Source organism: Streptomyces sp. NPDC048664 (assembly GCF_040650555.1).
Classification (GTDB): domain Bacteria; phylum Actinomycetota; class Actinomycetes; order Streptomycetales; family Streptomycetaceae; genus Streptomyces.
The window spans coordinates 46,418-68,503 of the sequence record NZ_JBEZHK010000010.1; the positions used below are offsets into that span (position 1 = coordinate 46,418).

At 71.3% G+C, this 22,086-nt stretch carries 21 protein-coding genes and 1 tRNA gene; 13 read left to right on the forward strand and 9 right to left on the reverse strand.

Annotated features, from left to right (window positions below):
• Positions 1-124: 124 nt before the first annotated feature.
• Both AB0C59_RS13490 and AB0C59_RS13495 read left to right on the forward strand, forming a co-directional pair.
• On the forward strand, positions 125-829 hold the full coding sequence (locus AB0C59_RS13490; RefSeq protein WP_363003838.1) for a response regulator transcription factor: 705 nt from the start codon (positions 125-127) through the stop codon (positions 827-829).
• The gene (locus tag AB0C59_RS13495) at positions 826-2,226 is read left to right on the forward strand and encodes a HAMP domain-containing sensor histidine kinase (protein ID WP_363003840.1); all 1,401 of its coding nucleotides are present in this window, start codon (positions 826-828) and stop codon (positions 2,224-2,226) included. The genes AB0C59_RS13490 and AB0C59_RS13495 overlap by 4 nt, the downstream gene beginning before the upstream one ends.
• A 50-nt stretch (positions 2,227-2,276) precedes the next feature.
• On the opposite strand, the gene AB0C59_RS13500 is transcribed toward AB0C59_RS13495, so the two are convergent.
• The 4 genes from AB0C59_RS13500 to AB0C59_RS13515 all read right to left on the reverse strand — a co-directional run bounded on the left by AB0C59_RS13500 (position 2,277) and on the right by AB0C59_RS13515 (position 7,005).
• A complete protein-coding gene (locus AB0C59_RS13500; RefSeq protein ID WP_363003842.1) occupies positions 2,277-3,707 on the reverse strand; it encodes a GH1 family beta-glucosidase in 1,431 nt (476 codons plus the stop codon).
• An 87-nt stretch (positions 3,708-3,794) separates the two neighbouring features.
• Positions 3,795-4,661, reverse strand: a complete 867-nt coding sequence (locus tag AB0C59_RS13505) for a carbohydrate ABC transporter permease (protein ID WP_363003844.1) — start codon at positions 4,659-4,661, stop codon at positions 3,795-3,797.
• Entirely contained in the window at positions 4,658-5,680 is a 1,023-nt protein-coding gene (locus AB0C59_RS13510; RefSeq protein ID WP_363003846.1) for a sugar ABC transporter permease, read from the reverse strand. The genes AB0C59_RS13505 and AB0C59_RS13510 overlap by 4 nt, the downstream gene beginning before the upstream one ends.
• Positions 5,677-7,005 (reverse strand): ABC transporter substrate-binding protein, encoded by a 1,329-nt coding sequence (locus AB0C59_RS13515; RefSeq protein WP_363003848.1) that lies wholly within the window; start codon positions 7,003-7,005, stop codon positions 5,677-5,679. The genes AB0C59_RS13510 and AB0C59_RS13515 overlap by 4 nt, the downstream gene beginning before the upstream one ends.
• 239 nt (positions 7,006-7,244) lie before the next feature.
• Between AB0C59_RS13515 and AB0C59_RS13520 the strand changes: the two genes are divergently transcribed.
• On the forward strand, positions 7,245-8,288 hold the full coding sequence (locus tag AB0C59_RS13520; RefSeq protein ID WP_363003850.1) for a LacI family DNA-binding transcriptional regulator: 1,044 nt from the start codon (positions 7,245-7,247) through the stop codon (positions 8,286-8,288).
• A gap of 57 nt (positions 8,289-8,345) precedes the next feature.
• On the opposite strand, the gene AB0C59_RS13525 is transcribed toward AB0C59_RS13520, so the two are convergent.
• Positions 8,346-9,893 (reverse strand): beta-N-acetylhexosaminidase, encoded by a 1,548-nt coding sequence (locus AB0C59_RS13525; RefSeq protein ID WP_363004155.1) that lies wholly within the window; start codon positions 9,891-9,893, stop codon positions 8,346-8,348.
• Positions 9,894-10,115: 222 nt separating this feature from the next.
• Positions 10,116-11,693 (reverse strand): metallophosphoesterase family protein, encoded by a 1,578-nt coding sequence (locus tag AB0C59_RS13530; protein ID WP_363003852.1) that lies wholly within the window; start codon positions 11,691-11,693, stop codon positions 10,116-10,118.
• 165 nt (positions 11,694-11,858) lie between these two features.
• On the opposite strand from AB0C59_RS13530, the gene AB0C59_RS13535 reads away from it, so the two are divergent.
• Together AB0C59_RS13535 and glmS are read left to right on the forward strand one after the other, a co-directional pair.
• Positions 11,859-12,116, forward strand: coding sequence for a hypothetical protein (locus AB0C59_RS13535; protein WP_363003854.1), 258 nt, complete (start codon positions 11,859-11,861; stop codon positions 12,114-12,116).
• Positions 12,117-12,258: 142 nt separating this feature from the next.
• Positions 12,259-14,076, forward strand: a complete 1,818-nt coding sequence (gene glmS, locus AB0C59_RS13540) for a glutamine--fructose-6-phosphate transaminase (isomerizing) (RefSeq protein WP_363003856.1) — start codon at positions 12,259-12,261, stop codon at positions 14,074-14,076.
• A gap of 123 nt (positions 14,077-14,199) precedes the next feature.
• On the opposite strand, the gene AB0C59_RS13545 is transcribed toward glmS, so the two are convergent.
• The gene (locus AB0C59_RS13545) at positions 14,200-14,727 is read right to left on the reverse strand and encodes a universal stress protein (protein ID WP_363003858.1); all 528 of its coding nucleotides are present in this window, start codon (positions 14,725-14,727) and stop codon (positions 14,200-14,202) included.
• Between the two features lie 298 nt (positions 14,728-15,025).
• Here AB0C59_RS13545 and AB0C59_RS13550 point away from each other — a divergent pair, with 298 nt between their 5' ends.
• The 4 genes from AB0C59_RS13550 to AB0C59_RS13565 all read left to right on the forward strand — a co-directional run bounded on the left by AB0C59_RS13550 (position 15,026) and on the right by AB0C59_RS13565 (position 17,919).
• A complete protein-coding gene (locus tag AB0C59_RS13550; protein ID WP_363003860.1) occupies positions 15,026-15,325 on the forward strand; it encodes a hypothetical protein in 300 nt (99 codons plus the stop codon).
• Between the two features lie 377 nt (positions 15,326-15,702).
• The gene (locus tag AB0C59_RS13555; protein ID WP_363003862.1) at positions 15,703-16,938 is read left to right on the forward strand and encodes a helix-turn-helix domain-containing protein; all 1,236 of its coding nucleotides are present in this window, start codon (positions 15,703-15,705) and stop codon (positions 16,936-16,938) included.
• Positions 16,939-17,132: 194 nt separating this feature from the next.
• Complete coding sequence (orn, locus tag AB0C59_RS13560) at positions 17,133-17,735, forward strand: oligoribonuclease (RefSeq protein WP_363003864.1); 603 nt, start codon at positions 17,133-17,135, stop codon at positions 17,733-17,735.
• 111 nt (positions 17,736-17,846) lie between these two features.
• Positions 17,847-17,919, forward strand: a tRNA-His gene (locus AB0C59_RS13565).
• Between the two features lie 342 nt (positions 17,920-18,261).
• On the opposite strand, the gene AB0C59_RS13570 is transcribed toward AB0C59_RS13565, so the two are convergent.
• Entirely contained in the window at positions 18,262-18,924 is a 663-nt protein-coding gene (locus AB0C59_RS13570; protein ID WP_363003866.1) for an HAD family hydrolase, read from the reverse strand.
• Between the two features lie 81 nt (positions 18,925-19,005).
• Here AB0C59_RS13570 and AB0C59_RS13575 point away from each other — a divergent pair, with 81 nt between their 5' ends.
• The 4 genes from AB0C59_RS13575 (at position 19,006) to AB0C59_RS13590 (ending at position 21,338) form a co-directional block, all read left to right on the forward strand.
• Entirely contained in the window at positions 19,006-19,818 is an 813-nt protein-coding gene (locus tag AB0C59_RS13575; protein WP_363003868.1) for a helix-turn-helix transcriptional regulator, read from the forward strand.
• Entirely contained in the window at positions 19,811-20,212 is a 402-nt protein-coding gene (locus AB0C59_RS13580; protein WP_363003870.1) for a hypothetical protein, read from the forward strand. Before AB0C59_RS13575 ends, AB0C59_RS13580 begins: the two co-directional genes overlap by 8 nt.
• A 103-nt stretch (positions 20,213-20,315) precedes the next feature.
• Positions 20,316-20,642, forward strand: a complete 327-nt coding sequence (locus tag AB0C59_RS13585; RefSeq protein WP_363003872.1) for a hypothetical protein — start codon at positions 20,316-20,318, stop codon at positions 20,640-20,642.
• A gap of 237 nt (positions 20,643-20,879) precedes the next feature.
• Positions 20,880-21,338 (forward strand): hypothetical protein, encoded by a 459-nt coding sequence (locus AB0C59_RS13590; RefSeq protein ID WP_363003874.1) that lies wholly within the window; start codon positions 20,880-20,882, stop codon positions 21,336-21,338.
• Positions 21,339-21,454: 116 nt separating this feature from the next.
• Here AB0C59_RS13590 and AB0C59_RS13595 read toward each other — a convergent pair whose 3' ends face one another.
• Positions 21,455-21,862, reverse strand: coding sequence for a hypothetical protein (locus AB0C59_RS13595; protein WP_363003876.1), 408 nt, complete (start codon positions 21,860-21,862; stop codon positions 21,455-21,457).
• Positions 21,863-22,086: the final 224 nt, after the last annotated feature.

The following is a 22,086-nucleotide window of genomic DNA, read 5'->3' on the forward strand; positions in this document are numbered from 1 at the left end:
ATACTGCCTCACCCGCCCCACCTGTGTCTCACGCGTCGCACACAGATGCGTACATCGCCGCCCGGCGTGCCGAGTTGTCCACAGGCTCCGACGGGCCCCGCACGCATGGCATACGGTGCCGCACATGGCAAGTGTGCTCGTGGTCGAGGACGACCAGTTCGTACGTTCGGCGCTCATCAGGCATCTGACGGAGGCCGGACACATGGTGCGCAGCGTCGGCACCGCGCTGGAAGCGCTCCGTGAGGTCGCCCACCACTCCTTCGGCCTGGTGATCCTCGATCTGGGACTGCCCGACCTGGACGGCGCCGAGGCGCTGAAGATGCTGCGCGGCGTCACGGACGTGCCGGTGATCATCGCCACGGCGCGGGACGACGAGGGCGAGATCGTCCGGCTGCTCAACGCGGGCGCGGACGACTACCTGACCAAGCCGTTCTCCGTGGAGCACCTGTCGGCACGGATCGCGGCCGTGCTGCGCCGTGCGCGGGCGAGCACCGCGGACGCGGCGCCGCCGACGGTCCTCAGGGTCGGCGGCCTGTCCATCGACCCCCTGCGCCGCCATGCCGAACTGGACGGCGACCGGCTGGACCTGACCCGGCGCGAGTTCGATCTGCTGGCCTTCCTCGCGGGCAGGCCCGGCGTCGTCGTGCCGCGCAGGGAACTGCTGGCCGAGGTGTGGCAGCAGTCGTACGGCGACGATCAGACCATCGACGTCCATCTCTCCTGGCTCAGAAGGAAGCTGGGCGAGACGGCGGCGAAGCCGCGCTATCTGCACACGCTGCGCGGCGTCGGTGTGAAGCTGGAGCCGCCGAGGCCGGAGCCGCGGTCATGAGGTGGGCGCTGGTCAAGGTGTGCCTCGCGGTGACGGCGATGGTCGTGGTGGCCTTCGCGGTACCGCTCGGTCTGGTGATCAAGGAGATGGCGCGCGACCGTGCCTTCTCCCACGCGGAGCGCACGGCCGCGGCCATCGCGCCCGCGCTGTCCATCACCACCGACCGGGACCAGTTGGAGCGGGTCGTCGCCTCGGCGGGGGCGGGGGACGGGATCGCCGTGCACATTCCCGCGGGGGACGGCACGAAGGCGGTCGACATAGGCCGGCGGCGGGCCACCGCCGGGGACGTCACGGCCACACGCCGACTGGGCCGGGCCTCCACCGCCGAGGTGCCGGGCGGTTCCACGCTGCTCCAGCCCACCGCGCTCAGCTCCGGCGGCATCGCCGTGGTGGAGGTCTATGTGCCCGACGCCGAGATGACCCATGGGGTGGTCACGGCATGGGGTGTGCTCGCCGCCGTCGGCGCCGCGTTGATCGTCGGCTCGGTCGCGGTGGCCGACCGGCTCGGCGTGCGGATGGTCCGGCCGGCGCAGCGCCTGGCCGAGGGCGCCCGTGCGCTGGGGGAGGGGAGGCTCGGGGCGCGGGTCGCGGAGGACGGGCCGAGCGAACTGCGGCTGGCGTCCGCCGCGTTCAACTCGATGGCCGACCAGGTGGTGCAACTGCTCGCGAACGAGAGGGAACTGGCGGCCGACCTCTCCCATCGGCTGCGCACCCCGCTGACCGTGCTGCGGCTGAACGCGGCCTCCCTCGGCGACAGTCCGGCCGCCGAGCAGACCCGGGCGGCGGTGGCGCAACTGGAACGCGAGGTCGACACGATCATCAGGACGGCGAGAGACGCCAGACCGCAGACCGCCGCGGCCGGTCCGGGCGCCGGCTGCGACGCGGCCGAAGTGGTCCGCGAGCGGATGGCGTTCTGGTCGGCGCTCGCCGAGGACGAGGGCCGCACGCACCGGGTGGCCGGGACCGACCGCCCGGTGCGCATACCCGTGGCCCGCGCGGACCTCGCCGCCGCGCTCGACGCCCTGCTCGGCAACGTCTTCCGGCACACCCCCGAGGGCACCGCGTTCGCGGTCGACGTGCACAACGCCGAGGACGCGGTCATCGTGCTGGTGTCCGACGCCGGGCCCGGCATCCTCGACCCGGAGGCGGCGATGGCGCGCGGCCTGGGCTCCGGGAGCGACGGCTCGACGGGCCTGGGCCTGGACATCGTGCGCAGACTCGCGGAGACGACCGGCGGGGACGTACGCATCGGCTCGTCGGTACTGGGCGGCACGGAGGTGCGCATCTGGTTCCAGCTCGCCCCCCGAACCCCCCAGCGCCGTGGCCATCGGGTACGCCGCCGACGCCCCGGACGCCCACCCCGCCCGCCCCGCGCACGCCGGATCAGCGAGCCGTAGGGCAGCCGGGGCGACACCCGGGCGGCAGAGCCGCCGCGAGGCCGACGCGTTCAGTCCTCCAGCGGCGGCAGCCGGCCGTCGCGCGCCGCCTTCCCATACCAGCGCGCGCTCGACTTCGGCGTGCGTGCGAGCGTCGCGTAGTCCACGTACACCGCCCCGAACCGCCGCCCGTAGCCGTACGACCACTCGAAGTTGTCCATCAGGGACCACAGGAAGTAGCCGCGCACGTCGGCGCCGTCCGCCAGCGCGCGATGGACCGCCGACAGATGCGCGTGCAGATACGCGATCCGCTCCGGGTCGTGCACCCGCCCGTCGGCGTCCGGCCTGTCGTCGTAGGCGGCGCCGTTCTCCGTCACGTACAGCGGCAGCCCCGGCGCCTCCTTCGTGTAGCGCGTGATCAGCTCGTGCAGTCCGGTCGGGTCGACGGTCCAGCCCATCTCGGTCTGCTCGCCCGGTGTCTGGTGGAAGACCACGTCGTCGGTGCCCGGCCAGGGGGAGAACGCGCTGACGCCATGACCGTCCGCCCGCGGCCCGCCCGCCTTCTCCTCGGCGGTGGCGGCCGAGACGAGCGCGGGCGTGTAGTAGTTGAGGCCCAGCGCGTCCAGCGGCTGGTTGGCGGCCGCCAGGTCGCCGTCCTGGACGAACGACCAGTCCGTGAGCGGGGCCGTCGCCGCGAACAGGGAACGCGGGTAGGCCCCGTGCAGCATCGGACCGTGGAAGACGCCGTTCGCCAGGTCGTCGATCCGCCGGCCCGCCGCCAGGTCGTCCGGCTCCCGCGAGACGGTCCGCACGACGGCCGAGTTGAGGCTCACCGCCACCGAGTTGCGGGACGGCATCACCGAGCGCAGCGCCGAGGTGCCGAGGCCATGGGCGAGGTTCAGATGGTGCGCCGCGCGCAGCGACGCCACCGCGTCCGTACGGCCCGGGGCGTGCACCCCGGAGGCGTAGCCGAGGAACGCGCTGCACCACGGCTCGTTCAGGGTGATCCACTGCTCCACGCGGTCGCCCAGGGCCTCGCCCACCATCGCCGCGTACTCGGCGAACCGGTGGGCCACATCCCGCTGCGGCCAGCCTCCCGCGTCCTCCAACTCCTGCGGCAGGTCCCAGTGGTAGAGGGTGAGCGCGGGCGCGATCCCGTGGGCGAGCAGCTCGTCCACCAGCCGCCGGTAGAAGTCCAGGCCCCGCTGGACGGCGGGTCCCCGCCCGGTGGGCTGCACGCGCGGCCAGGAGACGGAGAAGCGGTAGGCGTTCAGGCCCAGCTCGGCCATGAGCGCCACGTCCTCACGGAAGCGGTGGTAGTGGTCGACGGCGATGTCACCGGTCTCGCCGCGGGCCGTGCGGCCCGGCGTATGGCTGAAGGTGTCCCAGATGGAGGGGGTGCGGCCGCCCTCGCGCACCGCGCCCTCGATCTGGTACGCGGAGGTCGCGGCGCCCCAGCGGAAGGCGGGCGGAAAGGTCACCGGGGCAACGGACTCGGACATGGAAGCGCTCCCATCGAGGAAATGCGAGAAGGAACAGCGAGGAGGAACGAGCAGGAGGCAGAGCGACGAGGGAGGGAGTGGGGCGCGTCACCCCTTGATCGCGCCCTGCATGATCCCGCCCACGATCTGCCTGCCGAACAGCAGGAAGGCGATCAGCAGCGGCAGGGTCCCCAGCAGGGCGCCCGCCATGATCACCGCCTGGTCGGGGACGTAGCCGGTGCCCAGGGAGTTGAGGGCGACCTGGACGGTCGGGTTCTGCTGGTTCAGGGCGATGATCGGCCACAGGAAGTCGTTCCAGGCGAAGACGAACGTCAGCAGGCCGAGCACGGCCATGGCGGGCCGGGCCGCCGGGAAGACCACGTGCCACACGATCCGCGGACTGCTCGCACCGTCCACCCGCGCCGCCTCGACGAGTTCGGTGGGCAGCGCCTGCACCAGGTACTGCCGCATGAAGAACGTGCCGAAGGCGGTGACCAGCGTCGGCAGGACGACCGTCTGCAACCGGTTGGACCAGCCGAGGTCGGACATCCACAAGTACAGGGGGACGACGGCGAGCTGGGGCGGGATCATCATCGTGCCGACGGTCAGCAGCAGCAGCGCGCCGGAGAACCGGAACCGCAGCTTGGCGAAGGCGAACCCGGCGAGCGTGGAGAACACGACCGTGCTGACCGTGGTCGTGGTCGCGACGAGCGTGGAGTTGAACATCGCCGTGCCGAGCCCGGCCTGGTCCCAGGCCGCCTGGAGGTTCCTGAACAGGTTCCCGCCGAACCACAGGGGCGGCGGAGCCTGGGCGAGTCGCCGGTCGGTGCGCGAGGCGGCGACGGCCGTCCACACCAGCGGGGCCAGCGAGACCGACGCGAAGAGCGTCAGTACGGCGTACGTGACCGGGCCCGCGTCCCGTTGCCGGCCCGCCCCCGTCGGCCGGGGACGCCGGGGCAACCTCAGGTGGGTCATGGCGCCTTCCTCAGCCGTCGCGAGAGCATCATGTTGATCGAGGCCACCACCAGCAGGATCAGGAACATCGACCAGGCGATGGCCGACGCCTTGCCGAGATTGCCGATGATCCAGCCCTGGTCGTACATGTACAGGCCGAGCGTCTGGTACTGGTGCTCGGAGCCGCCCTTGGAGCCGCTGACACCGCCGAACAGCAGGGGTTCCCCGAAGAGCTGGGTCGCGCCGATGGTGGAGACGATCACCGTGAACAGGATCGTCGGCCGCAGCATCGGAACCGTCACATGGCGGAACTGCCGCAGGCGGCCGGCGCCGTCCAGGGCGGCCGACTCGTACAGGTCGGCGGGGATCGCCTGCATCGCCGCGAGATAGATCAGCGCGTTGTAGCCGGTCCAGCGCCAGATCACGATCGAGGAGACGGCGACGCGCGAACCCCAGTCCGACTCCCGCCAGTTGACGGGATGCAGGCCGGCGAAGTGCAGCAGCCAGTTCACCATGCCGCCGTCCCAGGCGTACAGCAGAGTGAAGACCAGCGTCGCCGCCGCCACCGAGGTGGCGTACGGAGTGAGCATCACGACCCGCCACAGGGTCGAACCGCGCAGCCGGTAGTGGAGCAGATGCGCGAGCCAGAGCGCCGCCAGCAGCTGCGGCACGGTCGAGATCACCCCGATGGTGAAGGTGTTCCGCAGGGCGTTCCAGAAGAAGTCCGACGACAGCAGGTTGCGGTAGTTGTCCAGGCCCGCCCAGCTCTGGTGGTCCAGGGCCGACAACTGCACGTCGTGCAGCGAGTACCAGGCCGTGTACAGCAGGGGGACCAGCGAGAACGCCCCGAAGACGACGAAGAAGGGGGCGATGAGGAGATACGGCGACGCCTTGGTGTCCCAGCGGTACAGTCGGCCGCGCCAGGAGACGGCGCCCGGCGTGCCGCGACCGCGAGCGCTCCCGGCCGCGTCCGGCTGCCCGCCGGACGCGGCCTCGGCGCTCGGCGCGGAGTGCGCGAGGGCCTTCGGGGAACCGGTCACCGGCCGAGCACGTCCTTGATCTCCTTGCCGGCCGCGTCCCAGCCCTGGTCGGCGGACCTGCCCTTCTGCTCGACCTGGAGGATGCCGACGTCGGTGATCGCGGAGTTGATCGCCTGGTCCTTGACGCCGAAGACCTGCGTCGGAATGGTCTTCGCCGAGTCGGAGAAGATCTGGGCGAGCGGCGCGTTCGAGAAGTAGGCCGTGGTGTCGGCCTGCGGCGTCAGCCCCGCGTACGCCGACGGGGTGGACGGGAAGCTGGCCTGCTTGGCGAAGACCTTCGCCTGCTGGGCGGGCGCGGTCAGCCACTTCGCCAGGGCGACGGCCTCCTTGCGGTGCTTGCCGGCGGTGGGCACGCCGAGGAAGGAGCCGCCCCAGTTCGAGGCGGTCGGGGCCGCGGCGACGTCCCACCGGCCCTTGCCCGATTCGCCGGACTTCTGCTCGATGTAGCCGAGCATCCACGCCGGGCAGGCGACCGTCGCGAAGGCGCCGCTCGCGAAGCCCTGGTCCCAGGTCGGGTCGAACTGCTTCAGCTTCGCCGACATGTCACTGGTCGCCACCCGCATGGCGACGTCCCAGGACTTCCTCACGCCCTCGGATCCGTCCCAGACGACGTTGCCGTCCTTGTCGTAGTACCGCTCGGCCGCGCCGCCGAGGGCCGCGTTGTAGACGGAGGAGGCGGAGTCCACGAACCTGGTGCCCTTGGGGGCTTTGGCCATGTACTGCTTGCCGACGTCGACGTACGCGGACCAGTCGCCCTTCCACCGCGCGGCGAGCTTGGTGCGGTCCGTCTCCAGACCGGCCTTCTGGAACAGGTCCTTGCGGTAGCAGATGGCCATCGGGCCGATGTCGGTGCCCAGCCCGATGGTCCTGCCGTCCTTGGTCGTGGCCTGCGCCACCTTCCAGGGCAGCCACTGGGACGTGTCGACCTCCTTGCCGAGGTCCACGAACTTGTCGGCCTGCGTCTGTACGGCCTCGGTGATGTTGCCGATCTCGATGGCCTGGACGTCGTCCGTGCCGGAGCCGGCCTGGAGGCGGGTGAGCACCTTGGGCCAGTAGACGTCGGTGCGGGTGGTGACGTTCTCCTTGATGGTGATGTCCGGGTGGAGCTTCATGTACTCGTCGTAGAGGCCTGCCTGCTTGTAGCCGAAGACGCCGAAGGTTCCGACGGTGAGGGTCGTCCTGCCCTTGCCGCCGCCACCGCTGCCGTTCGCGTCCGGCGAGCCGTCGCCGGAGTCGTGGGCGCAGCCGGCCAGCAGCCCCGCGGTCAGCGCGGCCACGGCCGCGAAGGCCACCAGTCCTCGGGGCCGGCGGGTGCTCGTGCGCATGTGTCCTCCTGTTGCCCGGGCGGGGAACGTGCGGGATGTGTAGGGAGCGGGTAACGTGGGAGCGCTCCCACAGTTGATGCTGTGAAGGGTCGTGGCTCCGGGCGGGGGTGTCAAGGGATCCGGCACGGCCAACCGCGGCCGGCCCCCCGGCCGTTGCCCGGGCGTCGGTCGGCTCTCGGGCGTCGGCCGTTCGGGAGAGACTGTGTCGGTCCAAGGCCGACGGCGGGAGGGTGGGACCCATGGCGAGTCACGGAGCGCGGGGCCGGAGCGCCGGCCGGCCCACTCTCGAGGAGGTCGCCGCGCGCGCGGGCGTCGGCCGCGGCACGGTCTCCCGGGTGATCAACGGCTCGCCCCGGGTCAGCGACGCGACGCGCGCGGCCGTGGAGGCGGCGGTCGCCGAGCTCGGCTATGTGCCGAACACGGCGGCGCGGGCGCTGGCCGCCAACCGCACGGACGCCATCGCCCTCGTCGTCCCCGAACCGGAGACCCGTTTCTTCGCGGAGCCCTACTTCTCGGACATGCTCAGGGGCGTGGGGGCCGCGCTGTCGGACACGGAGATGCAGTTGCTGCTGACCTTCGCCGGCAGTGACCGGGAGCGCCGCCGACTGGCCCAGTACCTGGCGGCGCACCGGGTGGACGGTGTGCTGCTGGTCTCGGTGCACGCGGACGACCCGCTGCCCGATCTCCTCGCTCAACTGGAGATCCCGGCCGTGATCAGCGGCCCGCGCTCCGCCCGCGAGCCGCTGCCGTCGGTGGACTCGGACAACTACGGCGGCGGGCGCTCGGCGGTGGAGCACCTGATCGCCCGCGGCCGTACGCGGATCGCGACGATCACGGGCCGTTCCGATGTGTACGGCGCCCAGCGGCGCCTCGACGGCTACCGCGACGCGCTGCGCGACGTGGGCCACGCGGTGGACGAGGCCCTGATCGGCGCCGGTGACTTCACCGAGGAGGGCGGCCGCCGCGCCATGGCGGACCTGCTGGCGCGCCGCCCGGACCTGGACGCGGTGTTCGCCGAGTCGGACGTGATGGCGGCGGGTGCCCGCCAGGTGCTGCGCGAGGCGGGCCGCCGCGTCCCCGACGACGTGGCGCTGGTCGGCTACGACGACTCGGCCATCGCCCGCCACATGGACCCGCCCCTGACGAGCGTGCGCCAGCCGATAGAGGAGATGGGCCGCGCGATGACGACCCTGCTCCTGGCCCGCGTCAGCGCCGACCGCCCCGCCCGCGAGGTCACCTCGCTGGTCCTGCCGACGGAACTGGTGGCCAGAGCCTCCTCGTGACGCCGAGAGGGGCGCGGCGAGCCGTGGGCGTTCGCCCCGCGCACCGGCGGGAGGAGCTCACCGCCCGCCCCACGGCACCTGGGGCGACGGGTAGTACCCCACCCCCATCGCGCCCCACCGCTCCGCCTGCGCGGCGAGACGCACACGGTAGGAGGACCAGTCGCGCGCCCCCGCCCGCGACCACCCCAGTTCCGCGACCCCGGGCAGCCGGGGAAAGGTCATGTAGTCGATGTCGGCGCTGGTGGCGATCGTCTCCGACCACAGGGGTGCCTCGACCCCGGCGATCGCCGAGGCGGGAACCCCCGGAAGGTAGGTGCCCGGATCCCAGTCGTAGGACCGTCGGACCTCCACCAGGCCCGCCCAGTCCTTCCCGAGCCGGGTGTCCCTGGTGTACTTCATGTCCAGATAGACCCGGTCGGCCGGGGACAGGATCAGCCGGGTGCCGCTCCGCGCGGCCTTGGCCACCTGGGCCTTCTCGGCCGGGCCGGTGCGGTCGAGCCCCCAGTACTGGGCGAGCGCGCCCGCCACGGGGCGCGCCCCGGTGAGCTGGTGCCAGCCGATCACCGTCTTGCCGTACCTGGTGACGATCGGCTGCACCCGGTCCATGAACGCCGTGTAGTCGGCGTGGCTGGTGGAGTGCGCCTCGTCGCCGCCGATGTGGAGGTACCGGCCCGGCGTGATCGCGGCCAGCTCACGGACGACGTCGTCCACGAAGTCGTAGGTCGCCCGCTTGCCCACGCACAGCGAACTGAAGCCGACGTCGGTGCCCGTGTAGAGCGGGGGAGCGACACCGTCGCAGTTCAGCTTCGCGTACGAGGCGAGGGCCGCGTTGGTGTGGCCCGGCATGTCGATCTCCGGGACGATCTCCACGTAGCGCGAGGCGGCGTGGCGGACGATCCGCTGGTAGTCGGCCTTGCTGTAGTGGCCGCCCCGGCCCGAGCCGACCTCCTTCGAGCCGCCGTAGGACGCGAGGAGCGGCCAGGAGTCGACGGCGATGCGCCAGCCCTGGTCGTCGCTGAGGTGCAGATGCAGCGTGTTGATCTTGTAGAGGGCCAACTCGTCGATGAAGCGCTCGACCTGGGCCACGGTGAAGAAGTGGCGGGAGACGTCGAGCATCGCGCCGCGGTAGGCGTAGCGCGGGGAGTCCTCGACGGTGCCGCCCGCGACGGTCCACGGACCGTGCTGCGCGGGGCGCTTCTCGACGGCGGCGGGCAGCAGTTGGCGCAGCGTCTGCACCCCGTGGAACAGGCCCGCGGGCCTGCGCGCGGTGAGGGTGACGCCGTCGCCGCCGCTGTCGAGGCGGTAGCCCTCGTCGCCGAACGGGCCGTCGGCGAGGTGGAGTCGGATGCCCCCGGTGCCCTGGGTGGTGACGGGCAGCGGGTAACCGGTCGAGGGCCGCAGCAGCGCCGCGAGGTACGCGCCGATCTCGCGCGCCGCACGCGTGTCGTCCACGCGGATTTGGGTGTCACGGGTGATCCGGTACGGGGACCCGCCGGGCCTGGCCGAGGAGGGCGCCGGGACCACCAGGTTCAGGGGGGTGGCCGCGGGGCGTCCCGGGGCGGTGGGGGCCGCTCCCGAGGTGCACAGGCCGGCGGCCACCACCATCAGCAGCGTGCCGAGCAGTCGGGGCGTTCTGCGGTGCGATGGCACAAGCGCTCCCTTCGACGGTGTAGCCACTCTTCCGCGTCACCACCGAAACCATTCCCTCTCGGGCCGCGAAACCATCCGGAAGGGGGCGGGAACCGAACAGGCGGCCCCTCGGCCCGATCTCGCTCGGTCCGGGGGCCGCCTGCCACCGTACGTGCCGTCAGAACGGCCTGGGAGGTGCTACTTGGCCCGGCGGGCGATGGTGAAGTGGTCGATGCGGTCACCGGTCTCGGCGATGCCGGAGACCTTCAGGGTGGCGTGCCGGCCCCGCGGAGCGGGCTCGACGTCCACGCGCAGGAAGGAGTAGTTGAGGTAGCGCACCCGGGACCAGGCGACGGTCTCGTTCTGCTTGCCGTCCTTGAGGTTGATGAAGGAGGCCACGGAGTCGACCTCGTGCTCGTGCCCCTCGTAGGAGTCCGGAGCGGTGAACGCGTACAGGCCGCGGCCCGCCGCGCCCGCCGTCACGTAGACGACGCCCTCGGTCTCGGAGTAGGCCGTGCCGCCGATCGGGAGCTTCTTGGTGACCTGGTCGCCCTTGATCACGTCGGTGCGCTCGTACTGGTGGTTGTGGCCGTTGATGACCAGGTCCACCGAGTACTTGTCGAACAGCGGCACCCACTCCTGGCGCACCCCGCCCTCCGAGGCGTGCGCGGTGGAGGTGCAGTAGGCGCAGTGGTGGAAGAAGACGATGACGAAGTCGATGTCCTTGGAGGCGCGGAACTTCTTCAACTGGGCCTCGAACCAGGTGGTCTGAGTGCCGCCGGAGATGCCGAGGTTGGCCGGGATCTCGAAGGAGACGTCGTTCGGGTCGAGCGAGATGACCGCGGTGTTGCCGTAGACGAAGGAGTAGACGCCCGGCAGGTTCTTCCGGTCGGGGCCGTTGTCCGGGAGGGTGAAGCGGGCCTCCTCGCCGCCGTAGCCGTTGGGCGAGTACCAGGCCTCCATGTCGTGGTTGCCGAACGACACCATCCACGGGACCTGCTTGGCGACCGACTCGGTCTGGGCGAGGAACTGGTCCCACACGCGCGAGTCGAAGCCGGTGTCGGAGGTCTTGCCCTGGCCCGCCGGGTCGCCGTACGCGATGTCGCCGGCGTGCAGGTGGAAGGAGGGGTTCTGGCCGAGGATCAGGCTGTCGTTGGCCAGCGCGTGGTAGCTGACGCCCTGGTCCCCGAAGGCGGTGAAGGTGAAGGGCTGCCGGCGGTCGGGGGCGGTGGTGAAGGTGCCCAGGGTGCCGGCGAGGTGCCGCTCGGCGGGGTCGAAGCCCTGGTGGCCGACGCCGTAGTAGTACGTCCGGCCGGGGCGCAGGTGGGTGAGCTTGGCATGCAGGTAGTACTGGGTGTGGTCGCCGCTCGCGCCGACCCCGGCCGGGGTGTGGAGTGCGCGGACCTCGGCCTCGATCTTGCGCGAGAGGTCCCAGGGGTGGGCGCCGATCCGGATGAACGGCTTCTTCACGGCGACCGGGACCTGCCAGGAGACCGTCATCTCCGTGCGCGGGTCGTTGCCGAACGTCAGGTGGCGGCCGAAGGGGGCGACGAAGGCGCCGTCGACCGCCTCGGCCGCGGGGGAGGCCGCGGCGGACGTGCGCGGGGCGGGAACGGCGGCCTGGGCGGCGGAGCCCGGGACGAAGGCTCCGCCGGCGATGGTGCCGAGGGTCACCGCGCCGCCCCTGATCATCGTGCGTCGGGAGAATCTCGCGCGCAGGTATTCGTGCTGCTCCGCCATGCTCATACGGGCGGCGAGCTTCTCGGGTACTCCCATGCGAGGAATGTCCATGGAGCCAGAAGGTCCTCCATACAGGCAACGTGGCGCAAGACACAGGATGGACAGCCGGAAAACGGCTTGCCAGCACCACCCGAACGGTCATCTGCCCGAAAACGGGCACACTTCTTGCGATTCCGTCGACCGTGCTCCAGGATCTACCGGGTGCACGACGAACTTGTTGATCATCTGGCGCGGTCCACGCCCCTCAGCCGGGGCGAGGTACTGCGCGTGATCCAGGACGTGCTCGCCTACTTCGACGAGTCGACCGAGGATTTCGTCCGCCGCCGCCACCGCGAGCTCCAGGCTCAGGGACTGGTGAACGCGGTGATCTTCGAGCGGATCGAGTCGGACCTGAGGTATCGGGCGGTCGCACCGCCCGAGCTCACGCTCAGGCAGCTGCGGCGCATCGTGTACGGCTGAGACGTGCGAGGGGGGCTTGATCGGGCCGGTTCCGTCACTCCCCGCCTCACCGCGGACCCCAGACCGCGGGCCGGGGGCCACGGACCGCGGACGGCGGTCGACCATTCACTCCAACGGGGACAGAAGGAGCGCAGGACTTTTTATGTGCGGAATCGTCGGATACATCGGCAAGCGTGACGTGGCTCCGCTGCTGCTGGAAGGCCTGCAGCGGCTCGAGTACCGCGGCTACGACTCGGCGGGCATCGTCGTGTCGTCCCCGAAGACGGCCGGTCTGCGGATGGTCAAGGCCAAGGGCCGGGTCCGTGACCTGGAGGCCAAGGTCCCCGCGCGCTTCAAGGGCACCACCGGTATCGCCCACACCCGCTGGGCCACCCACGGCGCTCCCTCCGACGTGAACGCCCATCCGCACATGTCGGCCGACCAGAAGGTCGCCATCGTGCACAACGGCATCATCGACAACGCCTCCGACCTGCGCAAGAAGCTGGAGGCGGACGGCGTCGAGTTCCTCTCCGAGACCGACACCGAGGTCCTCACCCACCTCATCGCCCGCTCCGAGGCCGAGACGCTGGAGGAGCGGGTCCGCCAGGCGCTGCGCCTGATCGAGGGCACCTACGGCGTCGCCGTCATGCACGCCGACTTCGCGGACCGCATCGTGGTGGCGCGCAACGGCTCGCCCGTCGTCCTCGGCATCGGCGAGAAGGAGATGTTCGTCGCCTCCGACGTCGCCGCGCTCGTCGCCCACACCCGTCAGATAGTCACCCTGGACGACGGCGAGATGGCCACGCTCAAGGCCGACGACTTCCGCACGTACACCACCGAGGGCACGCGCACGACGGCCGAGCCGACCACCGTGGAGTGGGAGGCCGAGTCCTATGACATGGGCGGCCACGACACGTACATGCACAAGGAGATCCACGAGCAGGCCGAGGCCGTGGACCGGGTGCTGCGCGGCCGGATCGACGACCGCTTCTCCACCGTGCACCTGGGCGGCCTGAACCTGGACGCCCGCGAGGCGCGCGCCGTGCGCCGCGTCAAGATCCTCGGCTGCGGCACCTCGTACCACGCGGGCATGATCGGCGCCCAGATGATCGAGGAGCTGGCCCGCATCCCCGCCGACGCCGAGCCCGCCTCCGAGTTCCGCTACCGCAACGCGGTCGTGGACCCCGACACGCTGTACGTGGCGGTCTCGCAGTCCGGTGAGACGTACGACGTGCTGGCGGCCGTCCAGGAGCTCAAGCGCAAGGGCGCGCGCGTCCTGGGCATCGTCAACGTGGTCGGTTCGGCGATCGCCCGCGAGGCGGACGGCGGCATGTACGTCCACGCGGGGCCCGAGGTGTGTGTGGTGTCCACCAAGTGCTTCACCAACACCACCGTCGCCTTCGCGCTGCTCGCGCTGCACCTCGGCCGCACGCGCGACCTGTCGGTGCGCGACGGCAAGCGGATCATCGAGGGGCTGCGCCGCCTGCCCGGGCAGATCTCCGAGATGCTCAAGCAGGAGGACGAGATCAAGGAGCTGGCGAAGCAGTTCGCGGACGCCCGCTCGATGCTGTTCATCGGCCGTGTGCGCGGCTACCCGGTGGCCCGCGAGGCCTCGCTGAAGCTGAAGGAGGTCTCGTACATCCACGCCGAGGCCTACCCGGCCTCCGAGCTGAAGCACGGCCCCCTGGCGCTCATCGAGCCCGCCCTGCCGACGGTCGCGATCGTCCCGGACGACGACCTGCTGGAGAAGAACCGCGCGGCCCTGGAGGAGATCAAGGCCCGCAGCGGCAAGATCCTCGCGGTGGCCCACCAGGAGCAGGAGAAGGCCGACCACACCATCGTCGTCCCGAAGAACGAGGACGAGCTGGACCCGATCCTGATGGGCATCCCGCTCCAGCTCCTCGCCTACCACACGGCCCTCGCCCTGGGCCGGGACATCGACAAGCCGCGCAACCTGGCCAAGTCGGTCACGGTGGAGTAGGAACGCGGAGCAACTCCCCGTCCTTCAGGCTGTCCTTCAGGCTCATGTGAAAGACCCCCTGTGCGGCGCCCGCGCAGGGGGTCTTTCCGTGGGAGGGCCGGGCGGCGAACGGGGCGCCCGAGGTCAGGGGATGACGATCACCGGGCGCTGGGCGCGCTTGGCGAGGCGGCCGGCCACCGTGCCGAAGAGACGGCCGACGAGGCCGTGCGTGGAGCCGACGACGATCGCGTCCGCCTCGTACTCCCGCCCCACCTCCTCGAGTTCGTGGCAGATGTCGCCGCCGCGCTCGACCAGGATCCAGGACACCTCGGCGAGATGCTCCGCGCAGGCCAGCTCGAGACCCAGCACCTCGGTGCGGTGGTCGGGCACGTCCACGAAGACCGGCGGCTCGCAGCCCGCCCACACCGTGGTGGGAAGCCGGTTGGCGACATGCACGATGATCAGGCCCGAGCCGGAGCGGGCGGCCATGCCGATCGCGTACGCCAGGGCGCGCTCACTGGAGGTGGAGCCGTCGAAGCCGACCACCACGCCGTGCTTGAAGGCGGGGTCGCAGGACGGGCGTGACACTTCCGCCGCGAGGGGCTCGGCCGCCGTGGGATCGGCGACGGGCCGCTTGCGGTCAGCGGAATCGAAGAATTCGTGACCGGCCATGGGTGTCTCGGCGTTGTGATCCTCGTCGGGGGGACGGACGGTGTACGGCGGAGCCGTGTCCGGGAGTCATCTTGCCCACCCCATACCCCCAAGGGTACGGCGGCACGCCTCCCGCGCTCGGATCCACTGCACTCCCCCGCTCTCGACCGGGGTTCCACGGAGCATGCACGAGGGGCGCCCGTAACGCAACGGTCGCTGCCCAGTACAGCCGGTTCGTCCGAGGTTTCACCCGGACGTCGGGTGACTCCCCGGCCGGGCGCGCGTTGAACGCGGTGACCAGCCACCCCAGGAGCGCACCGTGCCCGCATCCCCCGCCCCTCGAAGCCGCCCCGCGCCGGGCGGCGCCGGCGAGGTGATCCGCTGGGCGGCCTTCTGCTGCGTCCTGGTCCCCGTGGTGCTCGTCTGGCACGGCATCTCGATCGCCGCCGCGATCAGCGCCGGGCTCGGCCTCACCTGCGGCACCCTGGCCTGCCGCGCCGTGCTGCGGCACGCCGAGCGCGGGGCCGGGACGCCCGGGTCCCGGGAGGCGGAACGGCGGGGCCGGAACCGGGGTGCGGGGGCGGACGCCGCACGCGGGGGAAACACTCCGGTCGACTGACCGGTTTCCGTACCTGTCCCCGTATGTTTTCAGCCAACTTCTCAGCCGTGTGCATCCCGGGTCCCGATCACCCCCGACCTTCCGTTTGACCTGCGTGAACAAGGGTTTCGGGGATGTGTGGACCCTGTGCGGATTGGCCACCGGGACGAGGCGCACTTCCCTGCACGGCTCGTGAGTGCAACGCTTCGTGATCGAATGCTTCACGCCAAGTTGCCATGTCGACAATGTGCCGAATGGTGAACTGGTCACGCCCGTGCCACGGGACACAGTAGATTCGATCATGACTTTCCACGGCGGGGGACTCGTGCAGGACCAAGGGGAAACGTGCAGGAGCGACACACTCGAGGAGCCGCGACCACCGAGGGGGGCTTAGCAGTATGAGCCACGACTCCACCGCCGTGCAGGATGGAGCGGCCCGGAAGCTTTCCGGGCGACGCCGCAAGGAGATCGTCGCGGTGCTGCTGTTCAGCGGCGGCCCGATTTTTGAGAGTTCCATACCTCTCTCGGTGTTCGGGATCGACCGCCAGGACGCCGGAGTGCCGCGCTACCGACTGCTGGTGGCCGGAGGTGAGGAAGGCCCGCTGCGGACCACAGGGGGCCTGGAACTCACCGCGCCGTACGGACTTGAGGCGATATCGCGGGCGGGCACCGTCGTCGTGCCGGCCTGGCGATCGATCACCGCGCCGCCACCGGAGGAGGCGCTCGACGCGCTGCGCCGCGCCCACGAGGAGGGCGCCCGCATCGTCGGGCTGTGCACCGGCGCGTTCGTGCTGGCCGCGGCCGGGCTGCTGGACGGCAGGCCGGCCACCACACACTGGATGTACGCGCCGACGCTGGCCAAGCGCTATCCGTCGGTGCACGTCGATCCGCGAGAGCTCTTCGTGGACGACGGCGACGTCCTGACCTCGGCCGGAACGGCGGCCGGCATCGACCTGTGCCTCCACATCGTGCGCACCGACCACGGCAACGAGGCGGCGGGCGCGCTCGCCCGGCGCCTGGTGGTGCCGCCGCGCCGCACCGGAGGGCAGGAGCGCTACCTCGACCGGTCTTTACCGGAGGAGATCGGCGCCGACCCGCTCGCCGAGGTCGTCGCCTGGGCGCTGGAGCACCTCCACGAGCAGTTCGACGTGGAGACGCTGGCGGCGCGCGCGTACATGAGCCGGCGCACGTTCGACCGGCGGTTCCGCTCGCTCACCGGGAGCGCCCCGCTGCAGTGGCTCATCACCCAGCGGGTGCTCCAGGCGCAGCGGCTGCTGGAGACCTCCGACTACTCGGTCGACGAGGTCGCCGGACGGTGCGGCTTCCGCTCCCCGGTCGCGCTGCGCGGGCACTTCAGGCGCCAGCTCGGCTCCTCGCCCGCCGCGTACCGGGCGGCGTACCGGGCGCGGCGTCCGCAGACCGAGCGGCCGGTCGACCCGGACGGTGTGGGCGGCCCGCCGATGCCGCAGGTACCGCAGGAGGCGGCCGCCGTCCCCATGCAGACCCGGCGTACGGCGGCGGCCGCGAGCGCGTTCGGCGGCACGCCGTCGCTCTCCCCGGACCACGGCCGCCATGTGCCGGAGCTGTACGCGGCCGGGCGGCCGAGCCTGCCGGGCCAGCGGAGCGCCTACTGAGCACCGCGCGTGCTCGCCGGTCGCCGCGCGTGCGGGCCCGGTCACGCGCCCGTGCGCGGGTCGGCCCCGGCCGGTCGTGCCGGGCGGGCGTGTCCGCCTGAGCGAGAAGGCCTCGCGCCCTGTCGGGGGCGCGAGGCCTTCCTCATGTGACACGGGCGGTCCGTACGGGCCGGGTGGGCCATAAGGTGGGACACATGAACGATCGCATGGTGTGGATCGACTGCGAGATGACCGGACTCTCGCTGTCCGACGACGCGCTCATCGAGGTGGCCGCGCTGGTCACCGACTCGGAGCTGAACGTACTCGGCGAGGGGGTGGACATCGTCATCCGGCCGCCGGACCAGGCGCTGGAGACGATGCCGGACGTGGTGCGGCAGATGCACACCGCCTCCGGGCTGCTCGACGAACTCGCGGCCGGCACGACCCTGGCCGACGCCGAGGAGCAGGTCCTCGCGTATGTGCGCGAGCACGTCAAGGACCCCGGCAAGGCCCCGCTGTGCGGCAACTCCGTCGGCACGGACCGCGGCTTCCTCAGCCGCGACATGCCGACGCTGGAGGACTACCTCCACTACCGGATCGTGGACGTCAGCTCGATCAAGGAGCTCGCCCGGCGCTGGTATCCGCGGGCCTACTTCAACAGCCCCGAGAAGAACGGCAACCACCGGGCGCTGGCCGACATCCGCGACTCGATCGTGGAGCTGCGCTACTACCGGGAGGCGATCTTCGTGCCGCAGCCGGGCCCCGACTCGGACACGGCGCGCACCATCGCGGCCCGGCACGTGCTGCCCGCCGAGTAGGCCCTTCGCGGGGTCCGAGGCGGCCGCGCCGAAAGGGTGGCGCGAGCACCCCTTCGGACCCTGTACACTTTTTCTCAGCCGGTGGGGGAAACCACGAAAGCGCCGGTCATGGTGGGTGTAGCTCAGCTGGTAGAGCACCTGGTTGTGGTCCAGGATGCCGCGGGTTCGAGTCCCGTCACTCACCCTAAATGATCAAGGGCTGACCTGTGAGAACGGGTCAGCCCTTAGTCATATCTCGACTTTGGCCAAACCGTGGCCAAACAAGGCCCCAGAAACCCGCCTACAGTCCCCCCGTGGCGAGCATCAGGAAGCGTGAGAAGAAGGACGGGTCCGCGGGCAGGGGTCCGTCGAAGAGCCGGCCGCGCCCGGCGACGTGCCCCTCATCGAGTACGCGACCCGATACGTCGACCGCCTCAACCGCGCGGATGGCCTCGTTCCCGACCGCAGTAGACCGCACGACACCGCCAGGGCTAGGGGTGCGAGGCGTGTTTCACGGGTAGCGGCGGCTACCGACAGAGCGCCCGGGTCAGATGCCGATCGCGGCGAGCACTCGGCTCGTTTCGGTCAGTCCGTCCAGCACCACGTTCGCGCCGGCCAGGTCGGACGCTGGCGTGCGGCCGGTAGCGACGGCGATCATCCGGACTCCCGCCGCCCGGCCCGCAGCGACATCGGCGGGGGTATCACCGAGGAAGACCGCCTTCCCAGGAGCCACGTCGGCGTGCGCGAGCGCAGCGCCCAGCAGTTCGGGCCGCTCCTCCCCGTCCTCGCCGAACGCCCCGTCGTCCAGCCGTAGATAGGTGTCCAGCCCGAACACGGCCAGCTTCACCTCGGCCGCCGCGCGCACGTTGCCGGTCACCACAGACTGGCGCACACCGCGGTCCGCCAGAGCGGCGAGGACGGCGACGGCCCCGGGGAGGGCGTGACCCCGCTCTCGTAGCTCGGCGGCCCGACGCACGTGCAGCCCACCGAGGGCGTCAGCGAACTGGCCGAACAGTGCCTCGTCGTACGGGATGTCGTGCAGGCGCGCGGTTTCCCGGAGGATCACCCGCTCGGTCGAGCCGGTCACGGCAGCCTGCTCTCGCATCGCGATGCCTGTCGCCTGCTCGAACGCCTGCGCCCACAGCTCGCGGCCGAGACCCCGCGTGGCCATGAGCGTGTGGTCGATGTCCCACAGCACCAACTCCGGCACGTGTGTCCCCTCTCTTCATGAACACCGGGTCCCCGCCTGCCCGGCACCCTACGCTCGCGTACAGGAGCAAGGAGTAGCTTCATGGTCGCAGCAGACCTCCCCATCGGGGACAGGATCAGGCACTACCGCGGCGGACACCGCCAGGACGCCGTAGCGGGGCTGGCCGGCATCAGCCCGGACTACCTTTCGCAGATCGAACGCGGCCTCAAAGTCCCATCGCTGCCGATCCTGTACGCCCTCGCGCAGGAACTCGGCGTCCCAGACACGGCGCTACTGTCCGAGCAAGCGCCCCCCGAGGAAGAGTCCGCCGACACCGCCGAGGCTGCGGTGGGCCGAGCTCTCCTCGGTTACGGGCCAGCACGTAGCGCCGAAACGGTTACAGCGGCCGTACTGAGAGACCGGGTGGAGGCGGCGTGGCGAAGCTGGCAGACCAGCGGGCGCCGCTTCACCGAGGCAGCCGAGTCGCTGCCCTCTCTGGTCGCTGACGTCGAGCACGCGCTCCGGGCCGCGAGGGCCGGGACGGACGCGGTCGAGCGGCGTGCCGTTCTACGGGCCGCCGCCGACCTGTACTGCCTGCTCCGCTCATACCTGCGGCGCACCGGCCGCGTGGACCTCGCGACCTTGGCGGCGGACCGGGCGATGCGTGCCGCGGAGGACGCTGACGATCCGCTGCGGATCGCCGCCGCCCAATGGAACCTCGGGCACGTACTGCTCGCTGCGGGCCAGCCGGCCGACGCCGAGGAGCTGGCGCTGCGAGCGGCGGAGCAGGTCGCTGTTGCGCGGATCCCGGATGTTGAGCGGACCGCGGTGGGGGGGGGGTGCGCTTCAGCTCGTCGCGGTCGTGGGTGCGGCGCGGCGGCGCCGTTGGTGGGAGGCTCGGGACCGGTTGCGTGAGTTCGCGGCGCCGGCGGCGCGCGCGGTGCCGGACGGCAGCAACATCGCGTGGACGGTGTTCGGGCCGACGAACGTGGCGCTGCACGCGCTGTCGATTGAGATGGAGGCGGGCGAGACCGGGGAAGCACTGCATACGGCGGACGCGATCGATATCAGCCCGCTGCCGTCTCTGGAGCGCGAGTTCACGTTCGGGCTCGAGGTGGCGGCCTGCCACAGCCAGCGCCGCGACGCCGCCGCCGTGCTCCTCTCTCTGCTGGGCCTGGAGGAGGTCGCGCCGGAGGACCTCGCGCGGACTCCGCTGGCCCGCCAGTTGGTGCTGACGGTGATCCGTCGGGCGCGGGCGATGCACGCGCGGCAGGCCGAGCAGCTCGCCGTACGGATCGGGCTGGTCTGACCGAGCGCGTGGTTCACCCGAACTGTCAGCTCGGGTGGACGGTCTCAGGCGTGCCTACGGTCTGGGTGTGAGACGGATCACCGTGACTGTGGAGGACTCGACCATGCCATCGGACAGTGCAACCGCCATCGTCCCCGCCGTGCTGCAGGTTCTCGCGCTCCCGGCGGCCGACGCCCTCACGGAGGCCCAGACGCGCGGCGCGGTCTGTGTGTGGCACGGCGGCGAGAAGCTGACCGCGGAGACGGCCGTTGACCTGGGCGAGCAGACCGATCCGCGTTGGTTCCCCCGCGCCTGCCCCGCCTGTGTCGCCGACCGCGCGCACCGCAGTCTCCTGGTGCACGGGGCGGTGTGCGAGCAGTGCGCCGACGAGGCCGCCGAGTGCCCGGTCGGACGCGGCCTGTACCGGCTCGTGCGGGACTACCGCCGATGAAGTGCGACCACTGCTGCGAACCGATCCGGCCTGGAGAGGACTACGACAAACATGTAGTCGAGACAGGCTCAGGAGCGGCGCCAGCCATCATCCGGCACACCAAGCCGTGCCATCGGCGACGTCAGCGCGCCGCCTGAGCGCGGCCCACAGTCCCCTGCCCGGCGGCTGGGATGCCGTAGAGCCTCGGCCGTCGGGCAGGCAGCGCACCCCCCATCACATCGAGGAGAGGAAGCCGCAATGTCTCAGGTCCAGTTGCCCGAGGTGAGCGCCGTCGCTGGAGCCGCGAAGCGGATCCTGCACAACATCCAGACCGACCCAGAGTTCAGCGCGTTCCGCGCCGCCTCCCTGGAGTACTCCAGCGACTGGCAGTGCTTCACCGGATTCCCGGTCGTGGACCGGTGGACGCTGGAGCTGGACGCCGCCCCACTGTTCGAGGAAGGTATGCGCGCCCTCGCCCTGAAGGCCGCGGTGTTCGAGGCGACCGGCGACGACCAGGCAGCGGAGGTCGCGATCGCCGTCCCGGTCGACGAGATGACGCACGCGATGCTCGCCCAGGCGCAGCTGTTCGCGCGGATCGTGGCGCGTACCGGGGTCGGCATCATCCACCAGACCGACCAGGAGCACACCGACTACCGGTCCGGCGGGTACACCCACGCCTGCTACCGGACTGCGTGGGGTGAGCCGCCGGCCCGGTAATGGCTCGACCACGAGGAGGTCGTCCGGCGTCGCGACGTGCTCGCCAGCCTGTACGAGAGCATCGGCATGGGGCGCTCCGGCCGGGAGCACAGCATCAACTTCGCTGCGGCTGCGGTCTAGCCGAGCGCGGCGCGCAGCACCGCCGTGATGTTCGTGGCAGGGTCCGAGGCGAGCAGGATCTCCGTCGCCTGCCGGATCACGTCGTCAGCAACTTCCGGCGGTGCCGCGTCCAGTGCGATGCGCACCCACGCAGGGACCCCGTCGGCCTCTACTGGCGGCGGGGTCTCCCATGGCAGGGGGAGGCTGTCCGTGGCGTACGGGGCGGCCGGCAGCCCGACCCGGTCGGGGTGCACGCACACCGGCACCCCGGCCGCGGTGTAGCGGTTCCCGGTGGCCGGGTCGAAGGGGCAGTCACGGGACGGGCGCGGGAAGACGTCGAACGCACCGCCTGGGAGACGCAGGGACGGGCACACGCCGCACACCGGTCGGCCGTCCCGCGCGAAGGGCTCGCCCTGGTCCGCCATCCGTGCCTCGTCTCCCGCCGTGTGGTGGGTAGCACGGTAGCCGAATCAGCCCCGGTAGGGGCCGTTGCTCATCGCACGAGGTCGGAGAGTGGCACGTCGACGGCGTCGGCGATGCGGATCAAGGTATCCAACTTCGGGGAAAAGTGCCCCTGCGAGCGCCATCGAATGGCATGCCTTTTTATGGACAGCCGGTGTCCCCCCCCCAGGACGGACGAGGACGACGA

What these genes read in the sequence shown, in the direction of transcription:
- AB0C59_RS13545 (WP_363003858.1), bottom strand. Translation starts at nt 14,727, where the DNA reads ATGGCCGGTCACGAATTCTTCGATTCCGCTGACCGCAAGCGGCCCGTC.
- AB0C59_RS13495 (WP_363003840.1), top strand. Translation starts at nt 826, where the DNA reads ATGAGGTGGGCGCTGGTCAAGGTGTGCCTCGCGGTGACGGCGATGGTC.
- AB0C59_RS13530 (WP_363003852.1), bottom strand. Translation starts at nt 11,693, where the DNA reads ATGGGAGTACCCGAGAAGCTCGCCGCCCGTATGAGCATGGCGGAGCAG.
- orn (WP_363003864.1), top strand. Translation starts at nt 17,133, where the DNA reads ATGAACGATCGCATGGTGTGGATCGACTGCGAGATGACCGGACTCTCG.
- AB0C59_RS13500 (WP_363003842.1), bottom strand. Translation starts at nt 3,707, where the DNA reads ATGTCCGAGTCCGTTGCCCCGGTGACCTTTCCGCCCGCCTTCCGCTGG.
- AB0C59_RS13505 (WP_363003844.1), bottom strand. Translation starts at nt 4,661, where the DNA reads ATGACCCACCTGAGGTTGCCCCGGCGTCCCCGGCCGACGGGGGCGGGC.
- AB0C59_RS13590 (WP_363003874.1), top strand. Translation starts at nt 20,880, where the DNA reads ATGTCTCAGGTCCAGTTGCCCGAGGTGAGCGCCGTCGCTGGAGCCGCG.
- AB0C59_RS13520 (WP_363003850.1), top strand. Translation starts at nt 7,245, where the DNA reads ATGGCGAGTCACGGAGCGCGGGGCCGGAGCGCCGGCCGGCCCACTCTC.
- AB0C59_RS13490 (WP_363003838.1), top strand. Translation starts at nt 125, where the DNA reads ATGGCAAGTGTGCTCGTGGTCGAGGACGACCAGTTCGTACGTTCGGCG.
- AB0C59_RS13515 (WP_363003848.1), bottom strand. Translation starts at nt 7,005, where the DNA reads ATGCGCACGAGCACCCGCCGGCCCCGAGGACTGGTGGCCTTCGCGGCC.
- AB0C59_RS13525 (WP_363004155.1), bottom strand. Translation starts at nt 9,893, where the DNA reads ATGGTGGTGGCCGCCGGCCTGTGCACCTCGGGAGCGGCCCCCACCGCC.
- AB0C59_RS13575 (WP_363003868.1), top strand. Translation starts at nt 19,006, where the DNA reads ATGGTCGCAGCAGACCTCCCCATCGGGGACAGGATCAGGCACTACCGC.
- glmS (WP_363003856.1), top strand. Translation starts at nt 12,259, where the DNA reads ATGTGCGGAATCGTCGGATACATCGGCAAGCGTGACGTGGCTCCGCTG.
- AB0C59_RS13555 (WP_363003862.1), top strand. Translation starts at nt 15,703, where the DNA reads ATGAGCCACGACTCCACCGCCGTGCAGGATGGAGCGGCCCGGAAGCTT.
- AB0C59_RS13595 (WP_363003876.1), bottom strand. Translation starts at nt 21,862, where the DNA reads ATGGCGGACCAGGGCGAGCCCTTCGCGCGGGACGGCCGACCGGTGTGC.
- AB0C59_RS13585 (WP_363003872.1), top strand. Translation starts at nt 20,316, where the DNA reads ATGCCATCGGACAGTGCAACCGCCATCGTCCCCGCCGTGCTGCAGGTT.